General features: G+C 34.2%; 10 protein-coding genes. 3 read left to right on the top strand and 7 right to left on the bottom strand.

Annotation, left to right across the window (positions count from 1 at the left end; all coding sequences use genetic code 11):
• Positions 1 to 5 precede the first annotated feature (5 nt).
• Complete coding sequence (locus tag KCG49_RS12315) at positions 6 to 434, bottom strand: DUF1573 domain-containing protein (protein ID WP_218546899.1); 429 nt, start codon at positions 432 to 434, stop codon at positions 6 to 8.
• A gap of 187 nt (positions 435 to 621) precedes the next feature.
• Here KCG49_RS12315 and KCG49_RS12310 point away from each other — a divergent pair, with 187 nt between their 5' ends.
• The 3 genes from KCG49_RS12310 (at position 622) to KCG49_RS16560 (ending at position 5,201) form a co-directional block, all read left to right on the top strand.
• Positions 622 to 3,273 (top strand): valine--tRNA ligase, encoded by a 2,652-nt coding sequence (locus KCG49_RS12310; RefSeq protein WP_218546897.1) that lies wholly within the window; start codon positions 622 to 624, stop codon positions 3,271 to 3,273.
• A gap of 177 nt (positions 3,274 to 3,450) precedes the next feature.
• Positions 3,451 to 4,887, top strand: a complete 1,437-nt coding sequence (locus KCG49_RS12305) for an NADP-dependent isocitrate dehydrogenase (RefSeq protein ID WP_218546895.1) — start codon at positions 3,451 to 3,453, stop codon at positions 4,885 to 4,887.
• A 101-nt stretch (positions 4,888 to 4,988) separates the two neighbouring features.
• The gene (locus KCG49_RS16560; RefSeq protein WP_218546893.1) at positions 4,989 to 5,201 is read left to right on the top strand and encodes a PLDc N-terminal domain-containing protein; all 213 of its coding nucleotides are present in this window, start codon (positions 4,989 to 4,991) and stop codon (positions 5,199 to 5,201) included.
• A 60-nt stretch (positions 5,202 to 5,261) separates the two neighbouring features.
• Here KCG49_RS16560 and rodA read toward each other — a convergent pair whose 3' ends face one another.
• The 6 genes from rodA to purH all read right to left on the bottom strand — a co-directional run bounded on the left by rodA (position 5,262) and on the right by purH (position 13,018).
• Complete coding sequence (rodA, locus tag KCG49_RS12295; protein ID WP_218546892.1) at positions 5,262 to 6,542, bottom strand: rod shape-determining protein RodA; 1,281 nt, start codon at positions 6,540 to 6,542, stop codon at positions 5,262 to 5,264.
• Between the two features lie 3 nt (positions 6,543 to 6,545).
• Complete coding sequence (gene mrdA, locus KCG49_RS12290; RefSeq protein WP_218546890.1) at positions 6,546 to 8,486, bottom strand: penicillin-binding protein 2; 1,941 nt, start codon at positions 8,484 to 8,486, stop codon at positions 6,546 to 6,548.
• Complete coding sequence (locus KCG49_RS12285) at positions 8,483 to 8,863, bottom strand: rod shape-determining protein MreD (RefSeq protein WP_369680365.1); 381 nt, start codon at positions 8,861 to 8,863, stop codon at positions 8,483 to 8,485. The genes mrdA and KCG49_RS12285 overlap by 4 nt, the downstream gene beginning before the upstream one ends.
• A gap of 118 nt (positions 8,864 to 8,981) precedes the next feature.
• Positions 8,982 to 9,803 carry a rod shape-determining protein MreC gene (gene mreC / locus KCG49_RS12280; protein WP_218546888.1) on the bottom strand — a complete coding sequence of 274 codons (822 nt, stop codon included), beginning with the start codon at positions 9,801 to 9,803 and terminating at the stop codon, positions 8,982 to 8,984.
• A gap of 10 nt (positions 9,804 to 9,813) precedes the next feature.
• Positions 9,814 to 10,842, bottom strand: coding sequence for a rod shape-determining protein (locus tag KCG49_RS12275; RefSeq protein ID WP_218546887.1), 1,029 nt, complete (start codon positions 10,840 to 10,842; stop codon positions 9,814 to 9,816).
• 646 nt (positions 10,843 to 11,488) lie between these two features.
• Positions 11,489 to 13,018 (bottom strand): bifunctional phosphoribosylaminoimidazolecarboxamide formyltransferase/IMP cyclohydrolase, encoded by a 1,530-nt coding sequence (gene purH / locus KCG49_RS12270; RefSeq protein WP_256259992.1) that lies wholly within the window; start codon positions 13,016 to 13,018, stop codon positions 11,489 to 11,491.
• Positions 13,019 to 13,092: the final 74 nt, after the last annotated feature.

The raw sequence follows: 13,092 nt of genomic DNA, 5'->3' as shown, positions 1-13,092 counted from the left end.
AGCTTTTATTGCTCAATCATGCTCTTTTCCTTTTTTTCTAAAACACTGGTCTTGTTTGGGTCTATAACTAAACCTTTAATTTTTAGTGCTATTGTAGGAGTTTCTGCATTAGAAATAACGGTAATTGTTTTTCTTATCGGATTAACTCTTTTGGTGTCGTATTTTACTTCAATCTCACCTGTTTCACCCGGCATAATTGGTCCTTTGGGCTTTTTAGGTACTGTACAGCCACAAGTAGATTTTACGCTAGAAATAATTAACGGGGCATTACCAGTATTGGTAAATTCAAATGTTCTCACACCATTTGCGCCTTTCTCTATGGTACCGTAATCTATAACATCAGTCTTAAACTCAATCTTAGCTACTTTCTTTTCTTGAGCATAAGCCCCAAGGCTAATTAATCCTACAAATAAAATTGCTATTAAATTTTTCATCATTTAAATTTTTAAATTGATACTATCAAAATTACTTACTTTTTAACTCTCCTCAAAATTAATTAGATATAATGCACTCTATTTAACAGTATTTAGAGCTTTATATTCATATTAATTACCTAATAATTTTTCAAAAAAAGAAATATAAGTACTTTTGTCAGTTACTTAGCAAAAACGATACCAAAATATGGAAATCCCATCAAAATATAATGCATTGTCAGTAGAAACCAAATGGTATAACTATTGGATGGAGCATAATTATTTCCACTCAAAACCAGACGAAAGAGAACCTTATACTATTGTAATTCCGCCTCCAAATGTTACAGGCGTATTGCATATGGGGCATATGCTCAATAACACCATACAAGATGTATTGATTCGTCGTGCACGTTTGTTAGGTAAAAATGCGTGCTGGGTGCCAGGAACTGATCATGCATCTATAGCCACTGAGGCTAAAGTTGTTGCCAAATTAAAAGAACAAGGTATCCATAAAAATGACTTAACCAGAGAAGAGTTTTTAAAGCATGCTTGGGATTGGACAGAAGAATATGGAGGGGTAATTTTGGAGCAATTAAAAAAATTGGGCTGCTCTTGTGATTGGGATAGAACTAAATTTACAATGGATGACGACATGTCTGAGGCTGTAATAAAAGTTTTTGTTGACCTTTACAACAAAGGTTTGATTTATAGAGGTCATCGTATGGTGAATTGGGATCCTGAAGCTAAAACTACACTATCTGATGAGGAGGTTATCCATGTTGAAAGACAAGGACTATTATATTATTTAGAGTATCAGGTTGAAGGAAGTAAGGATAAATTAACTATAGCGACAACACGACCAGAAACGATTTTTGGAGATACGGCAATTTGTATAAACCCAAATGATGAAAGATTTGCCCACTTAAAAGGTAAGAAAGCAATTATACCAATTTGTGGTAGAGTAGTGCCAATCATTGAAGATGAGTATGTGGATGTTGAATTTGGTACAGGTTGTCTTAAGGTAACGCCAGCTCATGACGAAAATGATAAAGTTTTAGGCGACAAGCATAATCTCGAAGTTGTTGATATTTTTAATGAAGATGCGAGTTTAAATAGCTTTGGAATGCATTATGAAGGACAAGATCGCTTTGTGGTACGTAAAGCTATTGCTAAAGAACTGGAAGCAGCTGGCATATTAGTGAAAACTGAAAACTATATGAATAAGGTTGGCACTTCAGAACGAACAAAAGCAGTTATAGAGCCACGTTTAAGCGATCAGTGGTTTTTAAAAATGGAAGACTTAGCGAAACCAGCTTTAGATGCTGTTCTAAAAACTGGTGATGTAAAACTATTTCCTAAGAAGTTTGAAAATACCTACCGTCATTGGATGGAGAACATCCGCGATTGGAATATATCACGTCAACTACTTTGGGGGCAACAAATTCCTGCGTACTATTATGGTGATGGTAAAGAGGATTTTGTAGTGGCAGAGAACAAAGAAAAAGCTTTTGAATTAGCAAAGGAGAAACTCGATGTCGCTGCGAACGAAGTCGAGAAGTCTTTTTCTATTGAAGACCTACATCAAGATAAAGATGCACTAGATACTTGGTTCTCATCTTGGTTATGGCCAATAAGCGTATTTGATGGTATTAGAAATCCAGAGAATGAAGAGATAAAATACTATTACCCAACTAATGATTTGGTTACTGGTCCAGATATTTTATTCTTTTGGGTAGCACGAATGATTATTTCTGGTTACGAGTATAAAGGAGAAAGACCATTTGAGAATGTTTACCTTACAGGATTGGTAAGAGACAAGCAACGTCGTAAAATGTCTAAACAATTGGGTAATTCACCTGACGCTTTAAAATTAATCGAGGAGTATGGAGCAGATGGAGTACGTGTTGGCTTACTATTAAGTTCTGTTGCAGGAAATGATTTAATGTTTGATGAAGATCTTTGCCAACAAGGAAAGCAATTTGCCAATAAAATATGGAATGTCTTTAGGTTGATTAAAGGTTGGCAAATCGATGAAGAGATCAGCCAACCCAAGTCAAGCAAAATTGCTTTAGAATGGTACGAATCTAAATTTCAAAAAACCATTACAGAAATTGAAAATCATTTTAGCAAATATAGATTGAGTGATGCACTTATGGCAACTTACAAACTGATTTGGGACGATTTCGCATCTTGGTTATTAGAAATTATAAAGCCAGCCTACCAAAAGCCAATTGACAGAGCAACCTATAATAGAGTAATTGGTTTATTTGAAGATAACTTAAGAATTCTTCACCCTTTTATGCCTTTTTTGACCGAAGAAATCTGGCATTACATGGAAGAGCGTTCTCCAGAAGAGGCTTTGATCATTTCAAGATGGCCAGGATCTAAATCTGTTAATGAAACATTGATTTCAGAATTTGATTTTGCATCTGAAGTCATTTCGGGAATCAGAAACATTAGAAAACAAAAGAATATTGCTTTTAAGGATACTATTGATTTTTCAATTATTAATAATGAAGATGTGTCCTCTACTTTTGATGAGGTTATATTAAAATTAGGTAATCTTGATAGTTTTGAATACGTAAAAGAGCCAGTTGATGGCGCATTGACCTTTCGTGTTAAATCTAACGAATACTTTATTCCGATGGAAGGCAATATCGATGTTGAAGCAGAAGTTAAGAAACTTACCGAAGAGTTGAATTATACGGAAGGTTTCTTAAAATCGGTACAGAAAAAACTAGCTAATGAGCGTTTCGTCAATAATGCACCTGAGCAAGTTGTAGCTTCCGAAAAGAAAAAAGAAGCTGATGCTTTAGCAAAAATCGAAACCATTAAAGCAAGCTTGGACAATCTTAATTAGTTAAATTTTCTTAAATTTTTTGTTCGATTTACTACTTTAAATTAGCAATTCTGTAGTATTGGCCTACTACGAAAACGTTTTCGATAAGTATTGTTTATATATATCATTTAAAACATATATAAAAATATATGAAAAAGGAATATCATCTTTGCACTGTAATAAAAAACAAACGCAATTATGATAAAAGTTTCTTTAGCCAAAGGTGATGGTATCGGTCCAGAAATTATGGATGCAACACTTAATATACTTTCTGCAGCTGGTGCAGATTTAACTTTTGAGGAAATCGAAGTTGGAGAAAAGGTATATTTATCTGGTAATTCTACCGGAATTTCAGATAATGCATGGGAGTCTATAAGAAGAAATAAAATACTTCTTAAAGCACCTATTACAACACCTCAAGGCGGTGGCTACAAAAGTCTTAATGTAACTATGCGCAAAACTTTAGGATTATATTCTAATGTTAGACCTTGTCGTAGTTTACACCCTTTCGTAACGACTAAGCATCCAGATATGGATGTTGTAATTATTAGAGAGAATGAAGAAGATTTATATGCAGGTATTGAGCATCAACAAACTGATGAAGTGGTACAATGCCTAAAGTTAATTAGTCGTCCTGGTTGTGAAAAAATTGTAACCTATGCTTTTGAATATGCCAAAAAGTATGGAAGAAAAAAAGTCACTTGTTTTACTAAGGATAACATTATGAAGCAGACCGATGGTTTATTCCATCAAGTATTTGATGAGGTTGCTTCCCGCTATCCAGATATAATAAATGAACATTGGATCGTAGATATAGGTTCTGCTCTATTGGCCGATTCACCAGAAGATTTTGATGTCATTGTTATGCCAAATTTATATGGTGATGTCGTGTCAGATATCGCTGCTCAGATTACAGGTTCTGTAGGTTTAGCAGGCTCAGCAAACATAGGTCAAGAATGTGCTATGTTTGAGGCTATTCATGGTTCTGCACCAGATATTGCAGGTAAGAATGTAGCTAATCCTTCAGGATTAATTAACGGTGCTGTTATGATGCTTAATCATGTTGGGCAAAGCGAAGTTGCTGAAAAAATACAAAACGCATGGTTAAGAACTATCGAAGATGGTGTGCATACCAATGATATCTATGATTCGGTAATGAGCACGAAACGTGTCGGAACAAAAGAATTTGCAGAAGCGGTTATTGCTAATTTGGGTAATAAGCCTAAGCAATTACCAGAAGTTCATTTTGATGATAATACACCATTAATACTTCCAAAATACCAGCGAAAGCCATCTAAAGACAAAAAAGTTGTAGGAGTTGATTTGTTTGTAGATTGGAATGGCTACGATGCCGATAAACTTGCGGAACAACTACAAAAATTAAATAATGATGAGCTAGAGTTGTCAATGATTACCAATAGGGGTATTAAGGTTTGGCCAAATGGATTTGATGAAACGTTTTGTACGGATCATTGGAGATGTAGATATAGTGCTAAAGATGGGAAAGAATTGTCAAAAAGAAAAATAGTAGAAGTTTTACAGGCAGCTATGGATCACGGTATAGATGCCATAAAAACAGAAAACTTATATACGTTCGATGGTGTAAGGGGTTACTCATTGGGACAAGGACAGTAAATAGAAGTTTTCAAAAAAACTTACATTCCAAGATTGTAAAATTGAAATAGAGAGTTAGTTATATAGCATCTCGGAATGTAAGTTAAAAATATTAAGACACCATGATGTTGGTAGATTCAGAAATGGTAAATTTTTTCATAGGTTGTTACATACTAATTATTCTGCTTCTGTGTATTGTTGTGCTTAAATCACGGAGGAAAATTAAGAGCAAAATGGTTTGGTTAGTATTGTTATTGTTTTTACCGGTACTTGGTGTCTTTTTTTATATAATGTCCATTACATTCAAAACAAATAATATGACATATATTGATTAATAGCTATGATGATAAATGTCATTGAAAGACTGTTTTTTAATAAAAACAGTCTTTTTTTATTTACCATTCATTGATTTTATTGCTATCTAACTTTACAAAAATAAACAGTAAAACGGTAAAGCCCCAAAGTCCTGAGCCGCCATAACTAAAAAATGGCAAAGGGATACCAACAGTAGGAATTAGTCCCATTACCATACCGATATTAATGGTAAAATGTACAAATAATATCGAAGCAACTCCATAACCATAAACACGACTGAATTGGGATTTTTGAGTTTCGGCTAAATAGAGAATTCTTATAATGAGAAGTACAAATAGAACTACAACTACGCTACTGCCCAAAAACCCCCATTCTTCGCCGACAGTACTAAAAATATAATCGGTATGTTGTTCGGGTACAAATTTTCCTGTTGTTCTTGTGCCTTCTAGAAACCCTTTGCCGGTTAAGCCACCAGAGCTAATAGCCTGCTCGGATTGAATGAGATTATAAGCTTCTCTTTTTCGCATTTGTTCTAGCTTAATCGGATCTTTCTCCAATCTTAAAAAGATAGTTATTCTGTTTTGCTGATGAGCTTTTAACCCATGTTGGTAAAATAATTTCACACCATATCCAAATCCGACAGCAATCAATAAAACTAAGACATATTGAAGTATGGAAGCACGTTTCTTTTTTCTGAAAAAATAACGAATTAAGAGTGCTAATAAAGTAACTATTGCAGTAGTTAAGATTCCGAATTTTAATGCAAGTACAGCTATTAAAATTAATGATACGGCAACAATCAAATAGACCTGTTGCAGACCTTCTCTGTAAAACACAAAGAAAAAAGCCAAGTAAACTATAGTGCTACCTGCATCATTTTGAAGTAAAATCAATATAGCTGGTGTAAAAATAATGGCAGCGACTCTGATTTGGTCTTTTAAGGTTTGCATATTGGTTTGCAAATCACTTATGTATTTAGCAACCGCCAGAGCTGTAGCAAACTTTGCAAACTCACTTGGTTGAATGGTCATACTACCAATGCCATACCATGATCGTGCACCATTAACATCTTTACCAAATATAAACAAACCCATTAAGGCCAAAATGGCGACTAAATAGATAATACTTGCAAAACGTTCATAAAATTTGGCCTCGAACGAGAGAATAAATACAATTAATACAAAAGTGAGTCCAATAAATATGAGGTGTTTTCCATAAAGTTGGGATGTATCAAAATAACTCGTGATTTCTCCAACATGAGATGCCGATAAAATATTGAGATAGCCAAAACCTACTAATAATAAAAACAAAATGATCGTAATCCAATCAAACTTAAAACGTCTTTGATTTTCTCTTAGCATGGTCTAGGACTTAGGGATTTCGGCTTTAAGTTTTAATAACTTTTGAAACGCTTTTTCGTCAATAGCTTCAAGTGTGGTTTGCCTGTTAATACCAAAAGGTTCACCAGAAAATGGCTTTTGGTACTCATGCTCAAGGGAATAACGGAGTACAAAGTTTTCCATATCTGTTCTTGTAATTTCGCCTTTAAGGTAATATTCAATCATCAAGCTTGCCATGCGACCTGCAAATCGACTTCCAAAATAACCGTTCTCAACAAAAACTGCCAGAGCAATTTTAGGGTTATCTTTAGGGGCAAATGCTACAAAAATTGAGTGGTCAGTTAGTTGTGTTTTTACACTATCAATAATGGCAAAGTTTTCAGCAGTTCCTGTTTTGCCACATATCTCGATACCTTTTACCTGTAACATATTTGCCGTTCCTTTATTGTAAACATCAAACATACCTTGTACAACAGGTTCAAAATGGCGTTTGTCTATAGTGGTGTATTTAGGTGTTGTAAACTTTAAAGGAATTGTATCTCCTTCAATCTCTTTAATAATATGTGGTGTGTAATAATAACCACGATTACCAATTGCTGCTGCCATATTAGCTAGTTGAATTGGTGTTGCTAAAACTTCACCTTGTCCAATAGCATTAGAAATCGTAAAAGTGGTGTACCATCTATTTTTACCATAACCTTCATTGTATGTTTCAGCCGTAGGTACTTTACCAGGTTGACCTACGGATAAATCATTATTAAGGTAATTGCCAAGACCAAAACTCTTTATGTGCCTACTCCAATTGTCCATACCTTCTGCAGGGGAGTCATATTTATCTATAATTCTTCGGTAAACATTTGCAAAATAGGCATTGCATGATTCGTAGATCCCAATGTTCATGTTCGCTGGACTTCTATGTGCATGACATCCCATTTTCCTATTACCATAACGATAACCCATAGCACAACTAAAGCGCTCTTCGGTAGTTACTACACTTTCCTGTAAAGCGACTAAAGCATTAAGGGTTTTAAAGGGAGAGCCAGGCGGATACATGGCCTGTAAACCTCTATCAAATAATGGCTTTGCAATACTATCTCTATAGAGCTTATTAAAATTTTTAGAACGGTCTCTGCCTACTAATAAATTAGGGTTGTATGATGGACCAGAAACCATAGCTAATATTTCACCAGAACTAGGTTCAATGGCTACAATACCACCACGTTTGTTGGTCATTAGTAACTCACCATAAGCTTGAAGTTGAGCGTCTATTGTTATGGTAATATCTTTCCCTGGTTTTGGTAGCGTATCAAAAGTTCCATTTTTGTAAGGGCCAATATTTTTATTGAAACGGTCCTTTTGAATAAACTTTATCCCCTTAACACCTCTTAGTATATTTTCATAGGTTTTTTCAACCCCTTGTTTACCAATTAAATCGCCTAATTTGTAATAGGGTTTTTTAGCAATGATAGCGCGATTAACTTCACCAATGTCGCCAAGAACGTTAGCCCCAATAGTAGTTTGGTAAGAGCGCAATGACCGCTTTTGAATATAAAAACCATCATACTTTCTCATCTTTTCTTGTAAAACAGCATAATCAGTTTTAGATAATTGTTGGACGAATGGTGAGGATAATCTTGGAGAATAATTTGTAGCTTTCTCTAGTTTTCTGAGATATTTTTCTTTTGTGATTTTTAATAGCTTACAGAATTCATTCAGTTTTAAGGAATCCATCGTTTCAACTTCTCGAGGAATTACCATAACATCGTAAGAAGGTTGGTTGGCAACTAAAAGCTTTCCGTTTCTATCATAGACATAGCCTCGCTTAGGGTAGTTGTACTCTTTTCTAATTGCGCTGTCTTCAAAAATATTGTATTCATAACCACCATAGACTTGAAGATAAAACAAGCGCGCTATAAAAACTAGGCCAACAAGAATAACAGTAGTTAGGAGTAATAGTTTTCTCATTTCTTTTTTCGGCTAAATAAAATGATAATCAGTATACTGAGTATCACTGTAAAAATACTAGAGAATAACGTCTTTTTTAATATTAAAAGTATGCTAGACATGTTAAAAATTTCTAGCGAGAATAATATAAAATGATGTATCAATGTGCCAAAGGTTACATAGGTAATTAGACTACCTAAATCGGTATTGCTAAACTTTATGCTTTGATGCTCATATAGCATACCAAACGAAGTTTTTAACAATACAGGACGTGCATAGGCCAAACAAATTGCTGCGGCTGCATGCACTCCACCAGAATCTGAAAACATATCTATCAGCATGCCCAACATAAAACTGACCAATAAAAGCACAAGTCTGTTTTCTCTAATGGGAAACAAAAAGATAAAAATTATGTAGATGTATGGGTTAATGTAGCCTAGAAAATTAATGTTGTTGCAAATAACAACCTGCGCCAAAAGCAAAACTATAAACCGGGTACTATTTGATAAAATAACACTATTCATTACTTAAATTTTCAAGTGTTTTTATTTCATTTCTGTCAAGATTTTCGAGAATATAGACCGCCCCTATATTGGTCATGTCGTTAAACAATTTCACTTCTATGGTATATGTGTCACCACTTATATCAGTTTCAAAACTTTCAATTATACCAATACCAATACCTTTTGGGAAAATTGCAGATTGTCCACCTGTTACTATTGTATCACCAACTTTTACCGGTGCAAATTTCGATACATCTTCGAGTTGAACATAAAAAGGAGAGGAGCCGTTCCATTTTAGTGAACCAATATGATCGGTTCTTTTGAGCTTAGCATTTATCCTACTTTTTTTGTTTAAAATAGAAAGTACTGTAGCATAACCAGAAGAGGTTTGATCTATAATTCCTACTATTCCTTTTGAAGTAATGATACCAAAATCTTGTCGTATGCTATCTTTTCTGCCCTTATTTATGGTAAGATAGTTATGGGTTGAAGAGTAACTGTTTTTATAAACTTGGGCCGCAGTGACTTTGTATTGTCCTTTAGAATATGTCGAATCAATATAAGTAGAATCTAAATTATTTTTAGAATTAAAAAGCTGTTCTCTTAGATGTTTGTTTTCTTCTGATAGAATTTCATTTTCGTGTTCTAGATCAAAATATTTACCTATAGAGTTTACTGTGCCATAAACACCTCCTGTAAGCGCATTTGCAGAGTTTATAAATTTGCTTTTGTGATAAGAATGCGACTGAATGGTTAAGGCAAGAGCAATACTAAAAAGCAATAAAAACAACAGAAAGGTTTTGTTTTTTATAACAAAATTGAAAATTTGTTGCATTATTTACGCTTTATTTAATCAATACGCTTTTGTATTTAGGTAAGTTTTTAAGTACAATTCCTGTACCTCTAACTACGGCTCTCAATGGATCTTCAGCAATGTAAACTGGTAGATCTGTTTTTTGTGATAAACGTTTGTCCAACCCTCTTAACATTGATCCTCCGCCTGCAAGATAAATTCCAGTGTTGTAAATATCTGCTGCCAATTCTGGTGGGGTTTGAGATAATGTTTCCATTACAGAATCTTCAATTCTAAGAATGGATTTATCCAAGGCCTTAGCAATTTCACGATAAGAAATCTGAACTTGTTTTGGCTTACCGGTTAACAAATCACGTCCTTGAACGCTCATATCTTCTGGCGGTAATTCTAAATCTTCGGTTGCTGCTCCAATCTGTATTTTAATTTTTTCAGCTGTTCTGTCTCCAACATATAAATTATGCTGTGTACGCATGTAGTATATAATATCATTTGTAAACACATCACCTGCTACTTTTACAGACTTATCACAAACAATACCACCAAGTGCAATAACTGCTATTTCAGTTGTGCCACCACCAATGTCTACAATCATATTACCTTTGGGTTGCATAATATCTACGCCAATACCTATCGCTGCTGCCATGGGTTCATGGATGAGGTAAACCTCTTTACCATTTACACGCTCACAAGATTCTTTTACCGCACGCATTTCTACTTCGGTAATTCCCGAAGGGATACAAACCACCATTCTTAGTGCTGGGTTGAAAAATTTCTTCTTCAATGCAGGAATGTTCTTAATGAACAAGCTAATCATCTGTTCCGAGGCATCAAAATCTGCAATAACACCATCTTTTAATGGGCGGATGGTTTTTATATTTTCATGTGTTTTGCCTTGCATCATATTGGCTTCTTTACCAACGGCAATAATTTTTCCACTAATTCGGTCTCTTGCTACTATAGAGGGGTTGTCAACAACAACTTTATCGTTGTGAATAATTAACGTATTTGCAGTTCCTAAATCTATGGCTATTTCTTCTGTTAAGAAATCAAAAAATCCCATGTGTTTTTTAAAATTATTTTGATTATTATAGTCAATTTTAATGACCAAGCGTAAATGTAATAAATTATACGTTATTTCTACGGTTATAGATGTTTATTGATTGATTTTTTTTAAGTATAAAGAGGTCAGTCAATTAATCAACGCTAACTTTCAGCTTTTTTTAATTCATTATTATTAAAAAGCAAGTTAAATTTTAATTTATTATGGTCTGATTACCAGATTAATGGTGTCTTTTTTTGATATATTAGCTAGCTAACATTTTTTAAAAATAGTGTTTACCAATTTTTGCTATCTAAAAACAAATCAAAGATGAAGCAGAAATTACAATTTAAAGCTATAATGTAAGGTATTATCGTCTCGTCATTATTTTTTAGGGTACCTAATACTTTAGGTCACAGAACGTATATTGGGGCGCCAGAAATGCAACCCGCAAGAGGCTTTAGTTTGAAAGGCTCCCAACAGGTGTTTGTGATATTTGGTTGAGATACATGGGTGACATAGGTTTGGCAACCGCAACGAATATTGCTGATTTAGAAGCACGAAGTAGAATTACAAAATGAGAGGTTAAGAACAGATTGATAGTACATAACTAATTGGTTTTTTAAAAGAAAAAGAGCATCAAAATGATGCTCTTTTTGTATAGGATTTAATGCTTAAAATGGCGCGTTCCTGTAAATACCATTGCAACATCGTTATCATTACAATAATTAATGCTCAATTCATCTTTTATAGAACCACCTGGCTGAATAACAGCTTTAATGCCAGCCTTATCTGCAATCTCAACACAATCAGGGAATGGAAAGAATGCATCACTTGCCATTACCGCTCCTTTTAAATCAAAGTTGAATGATTTTGCTTTATGTATAGCTTGGTTTAATGCATCAACACGACTTGTTTGACCCGTACCGCTTGCACATAATTGCTTATTCTTAGCCAAAACAATAGTATTGGACTTGGTATGTTTACACAATTTTGAAGCAAAGATTAAATCTTCTAATTCGCTTTGAGTTGGCGATGTGCTTGTAACTGTTTTTAAATCGTCTAAGCTGTCCGTTTTTGCATCACGTTCCTGAACCAAAACTCCGTTTAAACAAGTTCTTACTGTAGTTTTTGGTAATTCTACATCATTTAAGATTAAAAGAATTCTATTTTTCTTTCCTTTTAAAATTTCCAGAGCTTCATTACTAAATGAAGGAGCAATAACTACCTCACAGAATAACTTATGAATTTCTTTAGCTGTATCTTTGTCAATTTCTGTGTTTGCAATTAAAATACCACCAAAGGCAGAAACTGGGTCACCAGCTAAAGCATCGACATAGGCTTGATGAATTGTATTTCGTTGTGCAAAACCACAAGCATTATTATGTTTTAAAATAGCAAATGTTGGGTCTTCATTTTTAAATTCTAAAATTAAGTTTACAGCGGCATCCACATCGAGCAAGTTATTGTAACTTAGTTCTTTACCATGAAGTTTTGTAAACATAGCATCAAAATCTCCAAAGAAAAAGCCTTTTTGGTGTGGGTTTTCTCCGTAACGTAATATTTTGCCATTGGTTTCACTTATCTTTAGTGCAGCCTCTTCATGATTTTCGTTGAAGTAATTAAAAATTGCTGTGTCATAATGCGAAGACACATTAAAAGCTTTAGCGGCAAAACGTTTTCTGTCGTCTTCAGTCGTCTCCCCATTTTTAGTTTCAAGTAATTCTAAAAATTCAGCATAATCTTCTACAGAGGAAACACAGGTAACATCGGTATAGTTTTTGGCCGCAGCTCTAATTAATGAAATACCTCCAATATCAATCTTCTCTATAATATCTTGATGGTCAGCACCAGAAGCTACAGTTTTTTCAAAAGGGTAGAGGTCGACGATAACTAAATCAATTTGAGGGATTTCAAATTCAGCCAGTTCAGCTATATCACCATCGTTGTTTTGACGATTTAGAATACCACCAAAAACTTTTGGATGTAAAGTCTTTACGCGTCCACCTAAAATTGAAGGGTAAGATGTAACATCTTCAACAGGTACAACATCAATACCTAAATCTTTGATAAATTTTTCTGTACCTCCAGTAGAATAGATGGTAACGTTAAGGTCATTAAGTTTTTTTACAATTGGAGCTAATCCATCCTTACTAAAAACAGAAATTAAGGCAGACGACATAGTTTTGGTACTCATAATGAAGTATTGTGATTTTAAGGTGCAAAAATAAAATATTCAATAGGATTATTTCCCTGATAAGTTTAGTTTCT

Source organism: Winogradskyella luteola, assembly GCF_019203985.1.
In the GTDB taxonomy this organism is placed as follows: Bacteria; Bacteroidota; Bacteroidia; order Flavobacteriales; family Flavobacteriaceae; genus Winogradskyella; species Winogradskyella luteola.
This window is presented reverse-complemented; position numbering and strand designations above follow the sequence as displayed.